Source organism: Rubrobacter aplysinae, assembly GCF_001029505.1.
Taxonomy (GTDB): Bacteria; Actinomycetota; Rubrobacteria; order Rubrobacterales; family Rubrobacteraceae; genus Rubrobacter_A; species Rubrobacter_A aplysinae.
The window spans coordinates 118,033-138,854 of the sequence record NZ_LEKH01000009.1; the positions used below are offsets into that span (position 1 = coordinate 118,033).

18 protein-coding genes are annotated in these 20,822 nt (G+C 63.9%); 15 read left to right on the plus strand and 3 right to left on the minus strand.

Annotated features, from left to right (window positions below; genetic code table 11):
- The first annotated feature begins 14 nt into the window (after positions 1–14).
- The 5 genes from ABD53_RS10580 (at position 15) to gabT (ending at position 7,373) form a co-directional block, all read left to right on the plus strand.
- A complete protein-coding gene (locus ABD53_RS10580; protein ID WP_200900363.1) occupies positions 15–2,039 on the plus strand; it encodes a hydantoinase/oxoprolinase family protein in 2,025 nt (674 codons plus the stop codon).
- Entirely contained in the window at positions 2,036–3,994 is a 1,959-nt protein-coding gene (locus tag ABD53_RS10585; RefSeq protein ID WP_047865733.1) for a hydantoinase B/oxoprolinase family protein, read from the plus strand. The genes ABD53_RS10580 and ABD53_RS10585 overlap by 4 nt, the downstream gene beginning before the upstream one ends.
- 34 nt (positions 3,995–4,028) lie before the next feature.
- The gene (locus ABD53_RS10590) at positions 4,029–4,382 is read left to right on the plus strand and encodes a cupin domain-containing protein (RefSeq protein WP_047865734.1); all 354 of its coding nucleotides are present in this window, start codon (positions 4,029–4,031) and stop codon (positions 4,380–4,382) included.
- 164 nt (positions 4,383–4,546) lie between these two features.
- Entirely contained in the window at positions 4,547–5,917 is a 1,371-nt protein-coding gene (locus ABD53_RS10595; protein ID WP_047865735.1) for an APC family permease, read from the plus strand.
- 106 nt (positions 5,918–6,023) lie between these two features.
- A complete protein-coding gene (gabT, locus tag ABD53_RS10600) occupies positions 6,024–7,373 on the plus strand; it encodes a 4-aminobutyrate--2-oxoglutarate transaminase (RefSeq protein ID WP_047865736.1) in 1,350 nt (449 codons plus the stop codon).
- 108 nt (positions 7,374–7,481) lie between these two features.
- On the opposite strand, the gene ABD53_RS17815 is transcribed toward gabT, so the two are convergent.
- From ABD53_RS17815 to ABD53_RS10610, 3 genes are all read right to left on the minus strand, one after another.
- Entirely contained in the window at positions 7,482–7,616 is a 135-nt protein-coding gene (locus ABD53_RS17815; protein WP_268778279.1) for a hypothetical protein, read from the minus strand.
- Between the two features lie 59 nt (positions 7,617–7,675).
- The gene (speB, locus tag ABD53_RS10605; protein WP_047865737.1) at positions 7,676–8,665 is read right to left on the minus strand and encodes an agmatinase; all 990 of its coding nucleotides are present in this window, start codon (positions 8,663–8,665) and stop codon (positions 7,676–7,678) included.
- Between the two features lie 78 nt (positions 8,666–8,743).
- Positions 8,744–9,511 (minus strand): GntR family transcriptional regulator, encoded by a 768-nt coding sequence (locus ABD53_RS10610; RefSeq protein ID WP_053057947.1) that lies wholly within the window; start codon positions 9,509–9,511, stop codon positions 8,744–8,746.
- A 137-nt stretch (positions 9,512–9,648) separates the two neighbouring features.
- Here ABD53_RS10610 and ABD53_RS10615 point away from each other — a divergent pair, with 137 nt between their 5' ends.
- The 10 genes from ABD53_RS10615 to ABD53_RS16610 form a co-directional block, all read left to right on the plus strand.
- Positions 9,649–11,013 (plus strand): aspartate aminotransferase family protein, encoded by a 1,365-nt coding sequence (locus ABD53_RS10615; protein ID WP_053057948.1) that lies wholly within the window; start codon positions 9,649–9,651, stop codon positions 11,011–11,013.
- A gap of 27 nt (positions 11,014–11,040) precedes the next feature.
- Positions 11,041–12,378, plus strand: coding sequence for a flavin monoamine oxidase family protein (locus ABD53_RS10620; RefSeq protein WP_047865738.1), 1,338 nt, complete (start codon positions 11,041–11,043; stop codon positions 12,376–12,378).
- Positions 12,378–13,832 carry a flavin monoamine oxidase family protein gene (locus ABD53_RS10625; protein ID WP_053057949.1) on the plus strand — a complete coding sequence of 485 codons (1,455 nt, stop codon included), beginning with the start codon at positions 12,378–12,380 and terminating at the stop codon, positions 13,830–13,832. Before ABD53_RS10620 ends, ABD53_RS10625 begins: the two co-directional genes overlap by 1 nt.
- A complete protein-coding gene (locus ABD53_RS10630) occupies positions 13,829–14,953 on the plus strand; it encodes an ABC transporter ATP-binding protein (protein WP_047865739.1) in 1,125 nt (374 codons plus the stop codon). Before ABD53_RS10625 ends, ABD53_RS10630 begins: the two co-directional genes overlap by 4 nt.
- A 2-nt stretch (positions 14,954–14,955) precedes the next feature.
- Positions 14,956–16,068, plus strand: a complete 1,113-nt coding sequence (locus tag ABD53_RS10635; RefSeq protein WP_047865740.1) for an ABC transporter substrate-binding protein — start codon at positions 14,956–14,958, stop codon at positions 16,066–16,068.
- 81 nt (positions 16,069–16,149) lie between these two features.
- Positions 16,150–17,262, plus strand: a complete 1,113-nt coding sequence (locus ABD53_RS10640; protein WP_047865741.1) for an ABC transporter substrate-binding protein — start codon at positions 16,150–16,152, stop codon at positions 17,260–17,262.
- A gap of 1 nt (position 17,263) precedes the next feature.
- The gene (locus tag ABD53_RS10645) at positions 17,264–18,130 is read left to right on the plus strand and encodes an ABC transporter permease (protein ID WP_047865742.1); all 867 of its coding nucleotides are present in this window, start codon (positions 17,264–17,266) and stop codon (positions 18,128–18,130) included.
- Between the two features lies 1 nt (position 18,131).
- Positions 18,132–18,944, plus strand: a complete 813-nt coding sequence (locus ABD53_RS10650) for an ABC transporter permease (RefSeq protein WP_084709521.1) — start codon at positions 18,132–18,134, stop codon at positions 18,942–18,944.
- Positions 18,945–19,050: 106 nt separating this feature from the next.
- Complete coding sequence (locus ABD53_RS10655) at positions 19,051–20,496, plus strand: gamma-aminobutyraldehyde dehydrogenase (RefSeq protein ID WP_047865743.1); 1,446 nt, start codon at positions 19,051–19,053, stop codon at positions 20,494–20,496.
- A gap of 58 nt (positions 20,497–20,554) precedes the next feature.
- On the plus strand, positions 20,555–20,822 hold a 268-nt coding region (locus ABD53_RS16610; protein ID WP_152670730.1), incomplete at its 3' end, for an aldehyde dehydrogenase family protein.

The following is a 20,822-nucleotide window of genomic DNA, read 5'->3' on the forward strand; positions in this document are numbered from 1 at the left end:
GAGGGAGGGATAAAGTGTTGCACTTGGCTGTGGACGTCGGAGGGACCTTCACCGACGTATGCGCTTACGACGAGGAGCAGGGTACTACCCGGGTCGGCAAAGTTTCTTCGACTAAAGATCCTATAGATGCCGTATTCGACAGTATAGAGGAACTCGGGGTGCGGCTGGATGAGATAGAGCTCTTTTCTCACGGGACCACCGTTGCGACCAACGCCCTGATCACCCGGAACTTCCCACGCTCGGCCATGGTTACCACCAAGGGCTTTAGAGACGTGATCGAGATCCGCCGCGGCACCAAGCAAGATCTCTGGGATGCTTACTCAGACGTCGCCCCACCTTACGTCCAACGTAGAAATCGCCTGGAGGTGACCGAGCGCATAGACTATGCCGGAAACGAGGCTGAGCCTCTTGACGAGGAAGAGGTTCGGCGGGCGGCGCACCTGATACGCCGCCGGCAGATAGAGACGGTCGCCGTCTGTCTGGTCAACTCCCACGCCAACCCAGACCACGAGCGGCGTGTCAAAAAGATCTTGAACGAGGAACTGCCGGAAGTAACGGTCTCGACCTCCAGCGAGGTGCTGCCAGAGATCTTCGAGCACGAACGTTTTTCGACTACGGTGGCGAATGCCGTGCTGGCGCCTCTGGTCAGCGGGTACGCCCAGCGTCTAGAACAACGCATGAAGGAAGGTGGCTACACGGGAGACGTGTTGCTGTTGCACTCAGGAGGAGGTGTGATGACCACCGAGGTGGCCGAGCAGCTTGGCGGACGACTCGCCTCTTCCGGCCTAGCCGCTGGAGCCATCGCCAGCGGTCACATCGCTAAGCTATCTGGTTACCAGAATGCGGTCGGACTGGATATGGGAGGCACCAGCGCGGACATCTCCCTGCTCGTCGAGGGTGAAACCAGGATCACGCAGGACTGGTTCGTCGAGTACGGATATCCAATACGTTTCCCGAGCGTCGAGGTGCTGACAGTCGGGGCCGGCGGCGGTTCCATAGCCTGGATCGACACGGCTGGCTCACTGCGTAACGGCCCCCAGTCTGCCGGGGCGGTACCCGGGCCAGCCTGTTACGGGCGTGGTGGTGAAGAACCTACCAACACCGACGCGAATCTACTGCTCGGCAGGCTCGGACAGAATCTTATCGGAGGGGGTATGACCCTCGATGTGTCCGAGGCAGAGCGTACCGTGGCGAAGATCGGGGAGCCTCTTGACCTGGATACTACCGAGGCGGCCCGCGCGATAATCAAGGTGGCGAACGCGAACCTGGCCGACGCGATCCGGCTCGCCCTGATCCGCCGCGGCCATGATCCGAGGGACTTCGCCCTGGTCGCCTTCGGTGGTGCTGGTCCTTTGCATGGTGCCGAGCTTGCCCGCGAGCTCTCTATACCTACCGTCCTCGTACCGCCAAATCCGGGGATCACCTCGGCACTTGGCTGCCTGCTAGTCGACATCCGCCACGACTTCTCGGAGATGTACCTGACGCCCGCGGATAGCGCGGAGCCGGCCAACATTGAGAATGCCTTCCAGGAACTGGAGCATCAGGCCAGAGAGCGCTTGGAGACCGAAGGCATAGCCCCGAACGACATGAGGCTCGGACGGTCGCTGGATATGCGTTACTTGGGTCAGTGGCGTTCGCTCGAGGTGCCTATCGAAGGCGAGGTGCAATCTCTGGAAGAGTTGCTGGGCTGGTTTCACCGCGAGCATGAGCGGCAACACGCCTACAAGCGGGAGGACTCGCCGGTGGAGATATACCAGTTACGCGTGGCCGCTATTGGAACCATCCCCAAGCCGGAGCTTCCTTACGAAAAACCCGAGTCCTACGAACCGCGGGCCGGAGAGCACCGGGATGTGATGTTCGGTGAGGCGGAGCTACTCAGTGCCGCAATCCACGACCGTGCATCGCTAGCCGCCGGAGCCCGAATCCCTGGACCGGCGATCATAAATCAGCTTGACTCCACGGTCGTGGTTTTTCCCGGAGATGAGGCGGAAGTAGACGGATGGTTCAACATAATCATTCACGTGGGAGGTAAACAATGACCGAGAAGCAGACGCTCGATCCCGTAACCTTCGAGGTCCTAAAGAACGCCTTCTCGACCGTCGTGGATGAGATGGCCGAGCAGATCCTAAGGACCTGTCACTCGTTCGTGATGTGGAGCCGCGACTTCTCCTCGGCGATCTGCGATGCTCGGGGCAACACGGTAATGCAGGGCAGTCAGGATATCGCCGTCCACGTCGGCACCCTGCACTTTACGGCCAAGGCTGTTCTTGATGCCTTCGGAGAAAATATACACCCGGGTGACGTATTCGCCATAAACGATCCCTACGCCGGCGGGACGCACTTTAACGACGTGCGGATCATACGCCCTGTCTTTGTAGAGGGAGAGATAATAGCCCTGGCGCAATCCAACGGCCACTGGGCGGATATCGGCGGCAGCGTACCCGGCTCGTTCGACATCAGCGCCACGACACACTTTGGCGAGGGTGTGCGCATCCCCGCCGTCAAGATCTGGGATCGCGGCGACTACCGGTGGGATGTGGTCGGTCTGATCACCTCCAATACTCGCGCCCCGGGGGACGCTGAAGGTGATCTCATGGCTCAAGCAGAGGCTACGAAGGTAGCCGAGAGAGAGCTGTTACGACTCGTCGAAAAGTATGGCAAGGACACCATCCTCACGGCGTTTGATGAGGTACAGGACTATGTCGAGCGGCTCACGCGTCGGCGCATCTCTGATCTCCCCGATGGCACCTGGCAGACCGAAGACTATATAGACCAGGACCCGAGCGGCGAGGAAGGCCTGGTACCGGTTAAGGTCAAGATGACTATAGATGGCGACAGCGTCACCTACGATCTCTCTGGCAGTCATCCAGTAATAGGTAGTTTCTTGAACGCTGGCATGGGTACTGCTTTCTCCGGCATAGTCGCGGGCACCAAGACCTTTTTCCCAGAGGTACCATTGAACTCCGGCTTCTACCGGGTTATCGATGCCGAGCTCCCCGAAGATACGGTAGTAAACGCCCCCTGGCCGACGGCAGTAACCGGGTTCTGCTCCGGCGCCTACGAGAAGATCATGAGCGCACTCTTCGAACTGTGGTCACAGGCGATGCCCGAGCGCGCCTTGGCTTGCTGCTTTAATCTGGAGTATCTCCTCATAGGCGGCTGGGACCAACGCACAGAGCAAGCCCCGTTTTTCATGTGGTACGACTACATGATGGGCGGCTGGGGAGGCCGTAACGGACTCGACGGCTCTAATGCAACCTCTCCCGTGTTCGGCGTGGGGCTTATGGCCCAGCCCTTCGAGGGACAGGAGAGGCTTACGCCGGTCGTTACAGAGATGCATCGGATAGTGGAAGACTCTGGAGGGCCCGGCCGGTATCGCGGGGGCTGTGGTGTCGAGAAGGGAGGCACGCTCACCGAGATACAGGGCACGGTGATGAGCTACTGCTGTGATCGAGCACGCTCCATAACCTGGGGCATAGAAGGCGGCTTACCATCGTGTCCGCACGGGGTATGGCTCAACCGGGGCCGTGAGGATGAGCGATTTCTTGGAGCTACATTTTCCGGTGTCGATGTCGAGGCGGGAGACCTGTTTATACGCCCGTCGGCTGGCGGAGGCGGCTATGGAGATCCCCTCGAACGCGACTCCGAGGCTGTCTGCGAGGATGTGGCCGACGACTACGTAACGGTCGAAGGAGCCCGGCGGGACTACGGTGTAGTGATACGTGAGTTAGATGCCGAGCTTGCGGAATACGAAGTCGACCTAGAGGCTACGCAGGCGGAACGCGAGAACATCCGCGAGAACAGAAAAACGTGGCTTGAGAAGGATCCCGAGGAACTCGCCAAACGTTACCGGGACAAAGAGATCGGTGCCCTGGAGTTGATCCGCCGTCATGGCGTGATTCTTGACTGGGGAACCGGAGAGCTGCTGCCAAATACTACCCGGGACTTCAGAGAGATGATGAGCTGGCGTGTGCTCCCTCATTGGTCTGAATGAACTACGCGCGAACCAAAATTTCGAAGGAGGAGATATGAGTGAGCCGCGCACTGTGCCTCTGGAGGACATGCCGTGGTCCGAGGACGCACCCAGCATCCGGGCTCGCGAGGCCGAGGTGGATGGAGCGAGGTGGGCCATCGTCGAGTACGAGGCGGGGGCGCGCAGGGAGGAGTGGTGTGAGGATGGGCATCGCGGCTACGTCATAAGCGGGCGGATCGAGTACGAGTTCGACGACGACCGCCGGCCGCTTACGGCATCTGGGGGCGAGGCTTTCTTCCTACCGAAGACACGCTACGGGCAGGGAGCGCACCGGGGCCGTAACTTGTCTTCGACACCGACCCGCCTCTTTCTCATCGATGATTCTCCGGAAACGCAGCCACCGGAGTAGAGAATGTGAAGACAAGCGTAGAGGTTTTTGCTATCTGATCTGGCCGGTGACAGAGGGTGGCCTGGAGAGCGCGAGACGAGAGGCTGTGAGGATAGCAAGCAGTCGCGGGCAAGCCGAGGCTCGCCGGGGCCGTAAAGACAGCGGTGGGAAAGGTTGGGAGAGGGTTGAACGAGCAGAGGGAGCTGGCCCGGGTACTGAGTTTGAGAGATGTGCTGGCGCTGGCCTTCGGGGCGATGATCGGGTTCGGCTGGGTGGTCCTCTCTGGTACCTGGTTGCAGGGTGCGGGCAGCCTGGGCGCGGTCCTCGCCTTCGTGCTCGGGGGGATCCTGGTCGTCTTCGTGGGACTGACATATTCGGAGCTGGTGAGCGCGATGCCGAAGGCCGGGGGCGAGCACAACTATGCCTGGCGGGCGCTCGGGGCGGGCGGCGCGTTCGTGGCTTCGTGGGCCATTGCGCTGGGGTATATCTCGGTAGCGGCTTTCGAGGCCGTGGCGCTGCCAACCACCATGGATTATCTACTCCCCGACGGCTTCAACGCGGGACTGCTCTGGACCGTGGCCGGGTTCGACGTGTACGCGAGTTGGATCGCGATCGGCGTGATCGGGGCCGCCGTTATCACCGCCCTGAACTACGTTGGCATAAGGCCGTCGGCGATCTTCCAGTTCATAGCGGTGCTGGTACTGCTCGGGATCGCGGCTCTGTTCGTCTTCGGCACCATTACGGGGGGTAGCGGCGATAACTTCAGCCCGCTGTTCGCCGGGGGCGTCGCCGGCATACTCTCCGTGGTTATCATGACGCCGTTCTTGTTCGTCGGCTTCGACGTCATCCCCCAGTCGGCCGAAGAGATAAACCTGCCTTACCGACAGATAGGCATCCTGCTCGTCGTCTCCGTAATAATGGCCGCGCTGTTCTACATAGTGGTGATAGTCGGTGTGGGGGCCGGCGTAAGTCGTTCGGCGCTCGGGGATACCGAGCTTGCTGCGGCCTCCGGGATGGGGAATCTCTTTGGGAGTGAGATCTTCGCGAACATCCTGGTGCTCGGCGGGATCGCGGGGATCCTCACGAGCTGGAACGGATTCATGATCGGGGGCAGCCGTATCCTTTACGCCATGGCGGAGAGCGGGATGCTGCCGGGCTGGTTGGCCAGGGTGCATCCCAGGTTCCACACCCCCTCGAACGCCATACTCCTGGTCGGCGTTCTGGCGATCATCGCCCCGTTCTTCGGGGAGAGCGCGCTAACGTGGCTCGTCAACGCTGGCGGATTGGGCATCGTCGTGGCCTACCTGATGGTCACCATCTCCTTTCTCGTGCTCCGCCGCAGAGAGCCCGGGATGCAACGGCCGTTCAGGGCGGGCCGCGGTCCGGCTATCGGCGTCATCGCGGTCGTGCTGAGCGCCGGGATCGCCATCCAGTACCTGCCCGGCATGCCTTCCGGTCTCGGCGTGCCGGAGTGGATCATCGTCGGAGTCTGGACGGTCTTCGGGCTGTTCTTCGCCTTTCGGATGAGCGTGCCCGAGTACAGCCCGGAGGCGTGACGTACGGGACGAAAGCGAGGGTGAAAGACTGGAAGAAGAGCGGAAGAAGAGCGGGTAACCATATGTCTATAATGGTGGATAGCAGGCGTCGAGAAGGAGTCGGGCAATGTTGAACCAGAGGCAGATCAAGACCGAGATACCGGGTCCGAAGAGCCGGGAGCTCATGCAGCGCCGCAAGGGGGCCGTCTCAGGCGGTATCGGCATCCTGACGCCCGTCTTCGTCGCCGAGGCTAGCGGAGCGCAGCTAACGGACGTGGACGGCAACGTGTTCCTGGACTTCGCGGGCGGTATCGGAGTGATGAACGTCGGGCACTCCGAGCCCCGGGTGGTCGAGGCGATAAAGGAGCAGGCCGAGAAGTTCACCCACACCTGCTTCTTCGTCAACCACTATGAGCCCTACGTCGAGCTCGCGGAGAAGCTGAACTCGCTCGTTCCGGGCTCTTCGCAGATGCGCAGCGCCTTCTTCAACTCCGGCGCGGAGGCCGTGGAGAACGCGGTGAAGGCCGCCCGCTACTACACGGGCCGCGACGCCGTGATCGCCTTCGAGAACGCATTTCACGGCCGCACCTACATGGCGATGAGCCTGACCAGCAAGGTCAACCCGTACAAGAAGGGCTTCGCCCCGTTCATGCCGGAGGTGTACCGCGTCACGGCCCCGTACCCTTATCGCTGCCCCGTGGGCCGCGACTGCTCGAACGGCTGCCGGCACGCCTGCTTCTCCGGGCTCGACGAGGCGCTCGTGGGTGGCGTGGACCCCGGAAACGTCGCCGCCGTCATAATAGAGCCCGTCTCCGGAGAGGGCGGCTTTATCCCGATGCCCGACGAGTTCATGCGCCGCGTGCGCGAGTTCTGCGACGAGCACGGCATCGTCATGATCGTGGACGAGGTGCAGAGCGGGTTCGCCCGCACCGGCAAGATGCTCGCCGTCGAGCACTCCGGCGTGGAGCCGGACATCGTAACCACCGCGAAGAGCCTGGGAGCGGGGATGCCCATCGCGGGGGTCACGGGGAGGGCGGAGATCATGGACTCCGTCCACCCCGGCGGGCTCGGCACGACCTACGGCGGCAACCCCCTGGCCTGCGCCGCCGCCCTCGCCGCGATACAGACCATCGAGGAGGACGGCCTCGTGGAGCGCGCCGATTACGTCGGAGAGCGCACCGTCGAGGCGATGCACGACCTGCAGAACAGGTACCCGGAGCTCGTCGGGGACGTGCGCGGGCGCGGGGCCATGGTTGCAATGGAGCTCGTCACGGATGCAGAGAGCAAGACGCCAAACAAGGCGCTGACCGGGGCCGTGGTCGAGCACGCCCTGCAAAAAGGCCTGATGCTCCTCACGGCGGGCCAGTACGGGAACGTGATCCGAGTGCTCGCCCCACTGGTCATAACCGACGAGCAGCTACAGGAGGCCCTGCAGATACTCTCCGAGGCCTTCGAGGAGGCGGCCTCTGCGGTCTAGCCACCTCGTCCCACCGGCGCCCGGCCGTCGGCAGTTAAGGACGGCTGGGGGCTAGGGACCAGGCCACGAAATACACTAGCCGGGTAGCCGGAGCAAGGCTTGCTCCGGCTACCCGGCCATCTTCTCGCCGTCTTGTGGGCTCTCCATTCCCTGGCCTACCATCGCCTCTCCTGGGCCCCGGCTCACCTCTCCCACTACCTTGGCGTCCTGGTACTCTGTCGTCGCCCTCACTATGGCGCTCACCCGTCTTACGGGCTCCTTGCTCTTGAAGATGCCGCTGTCCACGAACTGTAGCGGTCGTGTTATCTGATTCCTGGACTTTCCGCGCGGCGTGACCGGGTGCGTGAGGCGAGGCCGGTCAGCGTCTCCCGGATGATCCGGTCGGCGGCTAGCGCGGTTACGTCCGCCGAACCTACGGCGGTCGGGATGACCTCCACCAGGTCGGTGCCAACTAGCCATACTCGCGATGCGATGTCCCGGACGGCCCGCATCAGGTCCGCCGTCGTCATGCCGCCGGGCTCGGGGGTCCCGGTACCCGGAGCAAAGGCCGGGTCCAGCACGTCAATGTCGACGCTGAGAAAGGTGGGGCCGTCGCCGACGCCCTCGAACGCTTGGCGTATTACCTCGTCTATGCCGAGCCTCGTGATGTCGTGCATGAAGAGGCTGGTTATCCCCCGCTCGCGCTGCCAGGCGAAGATTTCCTCTCCGGGCCAGTAGCCGCGTAGGCCGACCTGCGCGTAGCGAGCGGGATCTATGCATCCTTCCTCGACCAGCCGGTGCATAACGGTGCCGTGGGAGTGCTCGACCCCGAATACCTCGGAGCCGGTGTCGGTGTGGGTGTCGAAGTGCACGAGGCCCAGTGGGCCGTGGGCCGCCGCGCAGGCCCGGACGTTTGCCTCGGTCACGGAGTGGTCGCCGCCGAGGATCACCGGGAGAGCGCCGGCGGAGAGGGCCTGGCCCACGGTGTGCTCGATGGCGGCGTGGGAGCGGGTGGGGTCTGCGGGGATCACCGGGGCGTCGCCGAAGTCCACGACTCGCAGCTCCTCGAAGGCGTCGATGCCGGTCTCCAGGTGCGGTCCGGGCGGGCAGCTCGCGGCCCGGATGGCTCTAGGTGCGAACCGGGCTCCGGGACGGTCGGAGACGAGCTCGTCCATAGGCGCTCCCACGATGGCGACGTCCGCGCCGGATAGCTCCGAGGGGTCCTGCGTGTAGGGCGAGCCGCCGAAGGAGAGCGGACCCGCGTAGTCCGGTTTTTCTCCGTATTCCCGCCAACGTTCGAGGGGATCCAGCACGACTACTACCTCCTGATCCTCGTGAGCCTACAAACCTATAAAGCTTCTGGACATTTCCGTACACGCAGCCTGGTCTGGCTACTCAACGTCCTCCGGATAAACGAGCGGGTAAAGGACCTCGGAAGGCTTTCCTCCGAGCCTACCCATCACCTCTTCGAGCGAGGCCCGGATGTGGGACCTGATGGTGAACACGGCGTGCTCTTCACGGCCCGTGTCTATAGCCTCTCTTAGGGCGTCGAGGAGCGGATAGTGCTCGGCTGCGATCTGGCTAATATCCTCATACGTCGCGTCGTCGAGCGAGAGCGCCATGCCCACCATGCCGCTCAGGAGCCGGAACACGTTGTCTAGCTGGTGGTTGCCCGCGGACGAACACAGCTCCCGGTGGAACTCGAGCTCGATCTCGATCACCCTGTGCAGGTCGCCCTGCGCCGCCGCCTCCGTCATCTCCTCCGTGATGCGGTGCAACTCCTCCAGAGAGCTTTGCCGCCGCACGATGAGCCGGACCGCCAGGCTCTCGATCGCGCTGATCAAGTTGTAGGTGTCGACGAAGTCCTTGGCGGTAAACTCCCGGACGTAGGTCCCGTACCGGGGCCGCTCCTCGACGAGCTGCTCGGCGGCGAGCTTCCTGAATGCCTCGCGTACCGGGGCCCGGCTCACCCCGAGCTCCTCGGCCAGAGCGTTCTCTATCAGCCGCTCCCCCGGCGCGAACCGGCCGCTGATGATGGAACGCCGCAGCGTCTCGTACACCCGCTCCGAGAGCGAGTCCTGATCCAACCGCCACAGACGCCGCTCTCTACCATCCCTACCGTCTCCGCCGTCGAAGTCGCCCCGAGCCCCTTTTGCCATACCCTCCTTCTGGGTTCGCCGGTCCGCTCCAGTATGCATCATCAACCTACCCTCTGTGGTCCGGGTTTGCATTGTCGACGAAATACAGTATATACTACCGTGGGATAGGTTAGAGGCTAGCTTTCAAGGGGTCGGGTATGGACGTTATGAGGGGTCTTGAGGGAGAAGGGTCCGGGGCCGTGCTCCCGGGCATGGAGAACCTGATGCTGCACTTCACGCCGTATGGCGAAGACTGGTCGAAGCTGCCGGTGATCGTCTCGGGTGAGGGCTGCTACATAACGGATGACAAGGGAAACAGCTACGTGGACGGCCTCGCGGGGCTGTTCACGACGCAGGTCGGGCACGGACGGGCCGAGATCGCGGACGTGGCCGCGGCGCAGATGAAGGAGCTAGGTTTCTTCCCGAACTGGAGCTTCCAGCACCCACGCTCGCTGGAGCTCGCCGGAAAGGTCGCGGAGATAGCCCCGGGAGATCTGAACACGGCTTTCTTCGTCTCGTCGGGGTCGGAGGCGGTGGAGACGGCGATAAAGCTCGCCCGGCAGTATCACCGGGCGAACGGCGAGCCCACCCGCCACAAGTTCATCTCGCGCAAGATCGCGTACCACGGCACCACGCTCGGGGCGCTGTCGGTAACGGGGCTGCCGGACTTCAAGGTGCCGTTCGAGCCGCTGGTGCCTGGCTTTTATCACGTGGACAATACCGCCCAGAGCCCCGAGGGCGCGGCCGAGGCCATAGAGGAGGCCATACAGTTTGGACCTCCCGAGCAGGTCGCCGCCGTGATCATAGAGCCGGTGCAGAATGCCGGAGGATGCCTCGTGCCGCCGCCGGAGTACTGGCGGAAGGTGCGTGAGATCTGCGACCGTTACGGGGTGCTGCTGGTGTCGGATGCCGTGATCAGCGCCTTCGGGCGTCTGGGAGAGTGGTTCGGGGTGGAGCGGTTCGGCGTTACCCCGGATATGTCCACCTTCGCAAAGGGCGCGACCAGCGGCTACTCGCCGATGGGCGGCGTGGTCGCCAGCGACCGCATCGCGCGCACCCTCTCCGATAACGCGCCGATGTTCATGCACGGCTCCACCTTCGGCGGGCACCCGGTCTCCTCGGCGGTCGCCCTGGAGAGCATCCGGATCATTGAGCGCGAAAATCTCTTGCAGAACGTCCACTCCCTCGAAGGCCACTTCGGCGACGAGCTCTCGCGTATGGCCGAGGGTCATCCCATAGTGCGAGAGGTGCGGGGGCTGGGCTTCTTCTGGGCCGTCGAGCTAAAGCCCGAGCGGCCCGACGGCACGCCGCTGGACGAGGACGAGTACAAACGATACTTCAAGGGCGTGCTCTCGCGGGCGTTGATGGAGAACGGCCTGATCTGCCGCTTCGACGACAAGGACGAGCCCGTGATCCAGTACTCCCCGGCCCTCATCGCCGACCGGGAGCTGCTCTCTCGCATAGCCGAGATCACGGACAAGGCCCTCTCGGAGCTGGAAAGAGAGCTCGGCTACCGGGGATAGCGGCCAGAGACTCCTGGAGAGTAGCCAATGCTGCGAGAACCGCGAGAAGAGACTACGGAAGTAGCCGTCGTGGGCGCGGGGCTCTCCGGGCTTACGGCCGCCCGCAAGCTGGAGCGCTGGGGTATCGAGACGCTCGTGCTGGAGGCCCGGGATCGCGTCGGGGGCCGGACCCAGGCCGCGGAGGTCGGCGGCGTCACCGTGGACCTCGGCGGCGAGTGGGTGGACGAGGCGCACTCGGACATGCGCCGGCTGTGCGCCGAGCTCGACGTAGACCTCTTCCCGTTCGAGGGGAGCAAGACGGACGCACGCTGGCACGTCGGCGGCGAGTCGCACGACGGGATGCCGCTCTCTGGCGGCGACGAGCGGGTCTACCGGCGATTTACCGAGGCGCTGGTGGAGACGTCGGAGAGCGTGGACCTGGACCATCCCTGGATCTCTGCCCCGTCGCCCGACGAGGACGTGAGCGTGGAGGAATGGCTGCGTCGGGAGGGGATGAGCGCGGAAGGGTTGCACGTCGTGGAGACAGCGGTCTCTAGCTGCGGCTCGACGGTGCCGCTCTCCCGCATGTCCTTCCACGCCTACGCCGCGAAGACCGCGAGCCGCGGAGGCCCCGGCAAGGGGAACGAGTATCGCGTCCGGGGCGGGGCTGGTAGCGTGTCGCGCCGCCTCGCCTCTGAGCTCGGTGAGCGGGTCCGGATCTCCTCGCCCGTGACGGAGATCCTGCAGGACGAGAGCGGCGTCGAGGTGCGATGGGAGAGTCCGAGTGGTCCCGGCGCGGTCAGGGCGCGGCGGGTGGTGCTTGCGCTGCCGTTTACCCTGTATAGCGGCATCCGGTTCCATCCAGAGCCGCCGCCGGACATCCGGGACGCGATCTCTCGCTCGGTCTACGGCGTCGTGCGCAAGATGGTCTTCGCCTTCGAGGGCGAGGTACCCGTCTCGGCGCTCACCGTAACGGACACCTCCCTGGGCTACCTGTGCAGGACGCAGGCGGCGGATGGGCGGGACGCGGTGGTCTCCTTCGCCGGCGGTCGCCCGCTCCTGCCGGAGCTCGGGCTATCCGCCGGGGAGAGGGAGCGCCGGGCGCTGGAGACTCTCGCGGAGGTCCACCACGAGTTGCCGGAGCCGGTCGAGGTGCGGGAGAAGCTGTGGCCCGCGGAGCCCTGGACCCGAGGGAGCTACATGATCCCGGCCCCCGGAGACCTCTACCGCTTCGGCGCGAGCCTGGGAGGCTCTTTTGGCCGAGCGCAGCTGGCCGGGGCCGAAGGCGTCGCGGTTGCCCCGAGCTTCATGAACAGCGCGGTCAGGTCGGGCCTCGCGGCTGGAAGGCGGGTGGCGGGCGCGATAAGGGGGAGGGAGAGAGTCTGATGGGAACACGGACGGACGTGGCGGTGGTAGGCGCGGGGTTAGCCGGGCTGGTCGCCGCGCGGGACCTGGCCCGGGCCGGGCTCGAAGTCCTGGTGCTGGAGGCAAACGACCGGGTTGGGGGCAGAACCTACACAGTCAATGCCGGAGGCGTCCCGCTAGAGATGGGCGGCCAGTGGGTGGGGCCGCCCCAGGGCCGGGTGCTGGAGCTGGCGCGGGATCTCGGCGTCGAGACGTTCCCCGCCGACGTGCCCGGACGCACCGTCCTGTACGAAGAAGGCGGGCGTACCGAGTACGACGACGAAAACGAGGAGCCGCCGCTGAAGTCCTCCGGCGCGAACGCCGACCTGACGAGCGCGTTCCGCAGGCTCGACGAGCTGGCGGGATCCGTCCCCCCGGAGGAGCCGTGGCTCGCCGGGCGGGCGCTCGAATGGGACGGGCAGACGCTTGAGAGCTGGAAGCTGGAGAACGTCCTCAGCCGGAGCGCGCGGTTCTACTTCGACCTCTCCGTCCAGTCGCTCTACGCCTGCGAGACCCGGGACCTCTCCCTGCTCAGCGTGCTGGCGGACATCGCGAGCTCGAACATCTCCGGCGGACTGTTCGAGATAGAGTCCGCGGTCGAGGATTACAGGTTCGCCGGCGGGGCGCAGGAGCTCTCGGATCGTCTCGCGGCGGAGCTCGGCGACCGGATACTGCTCGGCTCTGCCGTGCGGCGCATCACGCAGGATACGGAAGGTGTCAGGGTGTTCTCGGACGCTTCGGAGGTGGATGCTAGGGCCGCCGTGGTCACGGTCCCGCTGACGCTGCGACCGAGGATCTCCTACGAGCCGCCGCTCCCGGCGGCGCAGGACGCCCTTTCGCAGAGGACGCCGATGGGCTCGGTCATCAAGTGTCACGCCGTCTACGAGCGCCCGTTCTGGAGGGAGGCCGGGCTAAGCGGCCGAGCCGAGTCCGACCGGGGGCCGTGCAGGGTCACGTGCGACAACTCGTTCCCGGGCGTCTCGGAAGGCGTCCTCACCGGCTTTATCCTGGGCGCCGACGCCCGCAAGTGGGGCCGGGCGCAGCCGGAGGAGCGCAGGGCCGCGGTACTCGCCTGCTTCGCCGAGTACTTCGGGGAAGAGGCTCTCGCGCCGCTCGCCTACGAGGAGATCAACTGGGCGGAGCAGGCCTACGCCCGGGGCGGGTACGGCGGATACATGACGCCGGGCGCGCTCACGGACCACGGTGCGGACCTCCCCGAATGCTTCGGGCTCATCCACTGGGCGGGCTCCGAGACGGCTACGAACTGGACCGGCTACATGGAAGGTGCGGTCGAGTCCGGCGAGAGGGTGGCCGGCGAGATTATCGAAGGGCTAGCTAGGGTCGGCCGGGCCGTCAACGATGGGCACGTAGCCAGTAGCGCGGCCAAAATGCCCGAGACAGACGCGGGGAAAACGGGGAAAGGGTATCAGGGATGACAGAACGAGGTACTGCTGATCGGCCTGTAGGGGCCACGGGGCAGGAGCGTGGTTCCGGGGTACGCCTGGAAGGGGTGACCAAGCGTTTCGGCGAGTTTACGGCCCTGGACGACGTGAACATAGACATCTACGAGAACGAGTTTTTCTCGCTTCTCGGGCCTTCGGGCTGCGGCAAGACGACGCTACTGCGCATGATCGCGGGCTTCGAGGAGCCGACGTTGGGGAGCATCTCCGTCTCCGGGGAGGCCGTGCAGGGCGTCCCGCCCTACCGGCGGCCGGTAAACACCGTGTTCCAGTCCTACGCCATCTTCCCGCACCTGGACGTGTTCGAGAACGTCGCGTTCGGCCTCAAACGCTCGAAGGTGGCGAAGGACGAGATAAGCCGCCGCGTCACCGAGGCGTGCGCGATGGTCAAGCTGGACGGCTACGAGAGACGCAAGCCCGCCAAGATGAGCGGCGGCCAGCAGCAGCGGGTCGCGCTCGCGCGGGCCTTGGTCAACCGGCCCAAGGTGCTTCTATTGGACGAGCCCCTGGGAGCCCTGGACCTCAAGCTCCGCCGGGAGATGCAGCTTGAGCTGAAGAACCTCCAGCACGAGGTCGGCATTACCTTCATCTACGTTACCCACGATCAGGAAGAGGCGCTCACGATGAGCGACCGTATCGCGGTGATGAACGACGGCGTGGTGCAGCAGGTCGCCGACCCCGCGCTCCTGTACGAGACGCCCCGGAACAGCTTCGTGGCCAACTTTATCGGCCAGACCAACCTGCTCTCCGGCGCCGCCGAGTCCGTGGAGGGAGAGAAGGTAACGCTCGTGACGCCGGGAGGCACCAGGGTAGAGGCCATTGCTCAAGAAGGGATAAACCCGGAGCCGGGCTCCGAGGTCCACGCCGCCGTCCGGCCCGAGAAGGTACGTTTCGGGGACACGGGAGACAACGTCTGCGTTACCGAGGTGCGTCAGGTCGTCTACATGGGGGTCAGCACGCAGTACATAACGGAGCTGCCGGGCGGAGAGACGCTGGTGCTGTACCAGCAGAACGCCCAGGACTCCAGCAGCTTCAAGGTCGGGGAAGAGGTTCCCGTGGCCTGGGATGCCCGGAACTGTCTGATGTTGGGAGAATAGGGATGGGTAGAGGAAGAATTTCCCGGGGGAGATTCCTCAAGGTGATGGGGGCCGGGGCCGTCGCGGGCTCGACGCTCTCGGTGCTCTCGTGCCAGGCGAACACGAGCGCGAATAGCGGTGGCGGCAACGGTGACGGCGGGAGCAATAGTGGAGGCAACAAGCTAAACCTCTACAACTGGTCGGACTATGTCGCCGAGAGCACGCTGCCGGACTTCGAGGAGAAGACCGGGGCGAAGGTAACGCAGGACTTCTACTCCTCCAATGAGGAGCTGCTCGCCAAGCTGCAGGCCGGGGGCTCGGGCTACGACGTGATCGTGCCCTCCGACACGATGGTCGAGATAATGATCAAGAGCGACGTCGTCCAGCCGCTCGACAAGTCGAAGATCCCGAACTTCGAGAACGTAGGAAACGACTACAAAGGTTTGTTCTACGACCCCGAGAACGAGTACAGCATGCCCTACCAGTGGGGGACGACCGGTATCCTCTACAACAAGAAAGAGGTCGGGCAGATAAAGAGCTGGGACGCGATGTGGAACCCCGAGTACAAGGGCAAGATCGCGATGATAGACGAGCTCCCCGAGATTCTCGGGGCGGCGTACATGAAGCTCGGATACTCCATAAACAACACGGAGCCCGGGCCGCTTGAGGAGGTCAAAGCTCTCCTCAAGGAGCAGAAACCGCTCCTGCGCGGGTACTTCGCCTCTACCGAGATACGGCCCGCGGTGCAGAACGGCGACGTGCTCCTCGGCCACTCTTACTCGGGGGACGCGTTTATCGCCTTAACCGAGAACGAGGACCTTGACTACGTCCTGCCCGAAGAAGGGGCGCTCCGCTGGTTCGACAACATGTGTATACCCAACGGCGCCAAGAACGTGGACCTCGCCCACGAGTTCATAAACTACATTCTGGCCAAAAAGTCCGGAGCGGAGCTCTCGAACTACACCTACTACAGCACCCCAAATGAGGCCGCCCTACCGCTCATAGACGACGAGCTAAAGCAGCTCCCGAACTACTCGCCCTCCGGCGAAGAGTACAAGCGGCTGCAGATAGACCGGGTGGTCGGAGAGGCCGTCAGAGAGCGGCAACGGGTGTTTACCGAGGTGAAGAGCGCATAGGGCGAGTGGCTTCTACATAGGGGAAAAGAGGTCTCCGCAGTCTGGGGAGCCGGAGGCCGGCTAGTGTCAGGAGGATAAACGGTGGGGAAAGCAAGGATATCACGGCGCAGGTTCATCAGGCTGGCGGGCGCGGGCGCCATCGCGGGCTCGACGCTCTCGGTGCTCTCGTGCCAGGCGAACACGAGCGCGAATAGCGGTGGCGGCAACGGTGACGGCGGGAGCAATAGTGGAGGCAACAAGCTAAACCTCTACAACTGGTCGGACTATGTCGCCGAGAGCACGCTGCCAGGATTCGAGAAGAAGACGGGAGCAAAGGCTACACAAGATTTCTTCGGCTCCAACGAGGAGCTGCTCGCCAAGCTGCAGGCCGGGGGAGCAGGGTACGACGTGATCGTGCCCTCGGATTACATGGTCGCCATCATGGCCAAGAGCGATGTGATTCAGAAGCTCGACTTCTCCAAGCTCCCGAACTTCGACAACATCGGCAAGGATTTCAAGGGGCTGCCCTATGACCCCGAGAACGAGTACAGCGTGCCCTACCAGTGGGGGACGACCGGCATCCTCTACAACAAGAAGAAGCTCGGCACCATAGAAAACTGGGAGCCGCTGTTCGACCCGCAGTACGAGGGTCAGATAGCCATGATAGACGACGTGCGCGAGACTCTCGGGGCCGCGCTCATGAAGCAGGGCTACTCGATAAACACGACCGACCCGGCAAAGCTGGAGGAGGCCAAGCAGGAGCTTATAAAGCAGAAGCCCCTGATACGCGGTTACTTCGACTCCACGGAGAACGCGCCGCTCGTCGCAAACGGGGACATCCTGCTCGGACACGTGTTCTCCGGCGAGGGCATCCTGACGGCCATCGAGAACGAGGATCTGGAGTACGCTATACCATCGCCGGCGGCGACCCGCTGGACGGACAACATGTGCATCCCCAGCAGCGTGGAGAACGTGGATCTCGCCCACGAGTTCATAAACTACATTCTGGCCAAAAAGCCCGGGGCCGAGCTTACGAACTACACTTACTACAGCACCCCGAATGAGGCTGCTCTGCCGCTCATAGAAGACGAGCTAAAGCAGATCCCGCAGTGGAACCCGCCCGCCGAGGTGCTCAACCGTTTGCAGATCATACAAGACGTCGGTGAAACGACTCGCGACTACGAGCGCATCTTCACCGAAGTAAAGAGCGCCTAGCATGGGTAGGGAGAAAGGGAAGGGCTGGTCTCTGGGGCTCGCGGGCCTGCTCGGCCCGGCGGCTTTCTGGCTCGGGTTGTTCTTCCTCGCGCCGCTCGCCCTGATCCTGGCCTACTCGTTCGGTACCAGCGGCGTCTACGGCGGCCTGACCCTCGGGTTCAACCCGGGCAACTACCTCAAAGTGTTCGATCCGCTGTATCTTGAGATAGCGGTCCGCACCATCGTGATCGCGGCATTGAGCACGCTCATCTGCCTGGCGCTCGGCTATCCGCTGGCCTACTTCATAGCTCTGCGCGGCGGGCGCTATAAAAACATACTCCTGATACTCGTAATGGTCCCGTTCTGGACCAGCCTGCTCATCAGGGCCTACGCCTGGGTGGTCATCCTGGGCGGCAACGGGATAGCGAACAGGACTCTGCAATTCCTCGGGATCACGGACGGCCCGATAAGCCTGATCTTCACGCCGCAGGCGGTACTCATGGGGATGGTCTACTCGTACCTGCCGTTCATGATCCTGCCACTCTACGCCACGCTGGAGAAGTTCGACCTCAGCCTCAAGGAGGCGGCGAAGGACCTCGGAGCCAGCCGCTGGCACACTTTTTGGAGGGTAACGTTCCCGCTTAGCATGCCGGGGGTTATCGCGGGGAGCATCCTCGTGTTCATCCCCTCGGCGGGCGAGTTCGTGATACCGGACCTGCTCGGCGGATCGCGGACGGTACTGATGGGGAACCTGATCCAGCAACAGTTCCTGAACGCCCGCGACTGGGCGTTTGGCAGTGCCTTGGCGATGATGCTCGCGGCGATACTCGTCGGGGCGATCATGTTCTACGTCAAGCGTGTGGGCTCCGACGAGACGGGAGGGCTCTAGGATGGGCGCCAGAGGCGGATTCTTGCAAAAAGGCGTGAGCCGGCTGCCGGACCGGGCGCTGCTTATAGGGGCGGCGGTGGTGTACCTGTTCCTCTACGCCCCGATCCTGGTACTGATGGTCTTCTCGTTCAACTCGGCCCGCAGCACCCAGGTATGGGAAGGGTTCTCGACGAAGTGGTACGCGGCGCTCCTTAGGGATCAGTCGGTTCTGGACGCGTTCTACAACTCGATGATCGTCGGCGTGAGCTCCACCATCATCGCGACGTTCATCGGGACGCTCGCGGCGATGGCCCTGACGCGCCACCGCTTCCGGGGTCACAGTTTCGCCGACTCCACGATCTATGCGGCGACCGTGATGCCGGAGATAGTGGTCGGCGTGAGCCTCCTGGCGTTCTTCGTGGCGATCGGGCTCGGGCTCGGGCTGACGACCATCGTCATCGCCCACGTGGCGTTCAACATCTCGTTCGTGACCATCGTGGTGCGCGCCCGGTTGTCGGGGATGGACGAGTCCATAGAGGAGGCCGCGCGGGACCTCGGGGCGAACCCCTTGCAGACGTTCTTCAAGGTCACGCTGCCTTTGATACTCCCCGGCGTCATGGCGGGCGCGCTGCTCGCGTTCACGCTCTCCTTCGACGACTTCGTCATTACGTTCTTCGTCTCGGGTGTCGGGTCGAGCACGCTGCCCCTGAAGATCTACTCTATGATCAAGTTCGGCGTCAGCCCCGTCATAAACGCGCTCTCCACCGTGATCCTGGTGGCGACCATGATCCTGATCTTCGGCGGCAGCCGATTCTTCATGGAGAAGGAGGAGTGAGGTCACACGCGCAGAGGCCCCGACTCACGGCTCGCGTGATGGGCGGCTCTGGCACCAATGACACCGATAAGACACGCACGGAAAGCGTCAATGAAAGGTTTGCTAGATGACGGAAAACGGAAACAGGCTGCGGAACTTCGTGGACGGGGAGTTCGTCGAGCCCGCGGGTGGGGGATGGCAGGAGGTGATCAACCCGGCAACCACCGAGACGCTCGCCGAGGCCCCCAGGGGCTCCGAGGAGGACGTGAACCGCGCCGTCGAGGCCGCGGACAGGGCCTTTGCCGGCTGGTTCGAGACCACGCCGGGCGAGCGGGCCGCGATGCTCAACGCCCTGGCGGACGTGGTGGAGGAAAACACCGAGGAGCTCGCCTGGCTCGAAAGCGCGAACGTCGGCAAGCCCATAACCGTCAGCCGCGACGAGATGGGCTTCATCGCCGACAACTTTCGCTTCTTCGCCGGCGCCTGCCGGGTGCCGGAGGGCAAGGCGACCACCGAGTACCTCCGGGGCCACACCTCCATGATCCGGCGCGAGCCCGTCGGCGTGGTCGGCCAGATCGCACCGTGGAACTTCCCGCTCGCGATGGCGGCCTGGAAGATAGGCCCCGCTCTGGCGGCCGGGAACACCGTCATCATCAAGCCCTCCGAGCAGACGCCCCTGACCATGATCCGGCTCATGGAGCTCGCCAAGGACGTCTTCCCGCCCGGGGTCCTGAACGTCATAACCGGCGACGGGGAGCCGGTCGGTGCGGGGATAGTGCGCCACCCAAAGGTTGGCATGGTCTCTCTTACCGGGGACGTGGCGACCGGCAAGGAGGTCGCCCGTCTGGCCTCCGAGACCGTCAAGCGGCCGCATCTTGAGCTCGGAGGCAAGGCACCCGTGGTGGTCTTCGACGACGCCGACATAGAGGCGGTCGTAAACGGGGTGCGGGTCGGGGCCTACGCGAACTCCGGCCAGGACTGCACCGCCGCCTGCCGCGTCGTGGCGGCCCCTGGGGTCTACGACGAGCTCGCCTCAAGGCTCACCGAGGCCGCGAAAGATGTAAAGACCGCCGACCCGGCGGAGGGCGAGAGCGTGGAGATGGGGCCGGTTGTCTCCGAGAGGCAGCAGAGGCGGGTCCTCGGCTTTCTCGACCGGGCGACCTCGGGCTCCGGGGTCGAGGTGCTCGCCGGCGGCGGTACGAACGGGGGCGGCGGCTTCTTCGTGGAGCCGACGATAGTAACGGGCCCTTCGCAGGGCGCGGAGATCGTCCAGAAAGAGGTGTTCGGGCCCGTCGTTACCGTGCAGCGGTTCAAGGACGATGAGGAGGCCATAGCCTGGGCCAACGACGTCCCCTACGGGCTCGCGGCCTCGGTGTGGACCCGGGACGTTGGCCGGGCGCTGCGGGCCTCCCGCGCCCTGCGCTTCGGCACCGTGTGGATCAACGACCACCTCACGATCACCTCGGAGATGCCCCACGGCGGCTTCAAGGAGTCCGGCTACGGCAAGGACATGTCTGCCTACTCTATCGAGGATTACACGATCATCAAGCACGTAATGGCCAAGCTGGACTAGCCGCGCGCCACAGATCGCCGCGGATGAACGTCATTCAAACGTCAAGGAGCTTATAACCGTGCCAAGAACAGAGAAAGGTTTCGAGGTCAAAAACCTCATAGACGGTAAGTGGGAGAGCACTAACGGAGCTAACGGAGGTAGCGAAGGTAACGGAGGTAACGGCTCCTCAACAGAGCCGGTTTACGACCCGGCAACCGGGGAGGTCATAGCAAGTACCCCGCTCTCTAGCAGGGAAGAGCTAGACCGGGCGGTTAGCGCCGCGGGGGAGGCCTTCAGGGCGTGGTCGGCAACCCCGGTGGTGGATAGGGCCAGGGTACTATTTCGCT

What these genes read in the sequence shown, in the direction of transcription:
- ABD53_RS10585 (WP_047865733.1), top strand. Translation starts at nt 2,036, where the DNA reads ATGACCGAGAAGCAGACGCTCGATCCCGTAACCTTCGAGGTCCTAAAG.
- ABD53_RS10590 (WP_047865734.1), top strand. Translation starts at nt 4,029, where the DNA reads ATGAGTGAGCCGCGCACTGTGCCTCTGGAGGACATGCCGTGGTCCGAG.
- gabT (WP_047865736.1), top strand. Translation starts at nt 6,024, where the DNA reads ATGTTGAACCAGAGGCAGATCAAGACCGAGATACCGGGTCCGAAGAGC.
- ABD53_RS10610 (WP_053057947.1), bottom strand. Translation starts at nt 9,511, where the DNA reads ATGGCAAAAGGGGCTCGGGGCGACTTCGACGGCGGAGACGGTAGGGAT.
- ABD53_RS10615 (WP_053057948.1), top strand. Translation starts at nt 9,649, where the DNA reads ATGGACGTTATGAGGGGTCTTGAGGGAGAAGGGTCCGGGGCCGTGCTC.
- ABD53_RS10620 (WP_047865738.1), top strand. Translation starts at nt 11,041, where the DNA reads ATGCTGCGAGAACCGCGAGAAGAGACTACGGAAGTAGCCGTCGTGGGC.
- ABD53_RS10625 (WP_053057949.1), top strand. Translation starts at nt 12,378, where the DNA reads ATGGGAACACGGACGGACGTGGCGGTGGTAGGCGCGGGGTTAGCCGGG.
- ABD53_RS10630 (WP_047865739.1), top strand. Translation starts at nt 13,829, where the DNA reads ATGACAGAACGAGGTACTGCTGATCGGCCTGTAGGGGCCACGGGGCAG.
- ABD53_RS10635 (WP_047865740.1), top strand. Translation starts at nt 14,956, where the DNA reads ATGGGTAGAGGAAGAATTTCCCGGGGGAGATTCCTCAAGGTGATGGGG.
- ABD53_RS10645 (WP_047865742.1), top strand. Translation starts at nt 17,264, where the DNA reads ATGGGTAGGGAGAAAGGGAAGGGCTGGTCTCTGGGGCTCGCGGGCCTG.
- ABD53_RS10650 (WP_084709521.1), top strand. Translation starts at nt 18,132, where the DNA reads ATGGGCGCCAGAGGCGGATTCTTGCAAAAAGGCGTGAGCCGGCTGCCG.
- ABD53_RS10655 (WP_047865743.1), top strand. Translation starts at nt 19,051, where the DNA reads ATGACGGAAAACGGAAACAGGCTGCGGAACTTCGTGGACGGGGAGTTC.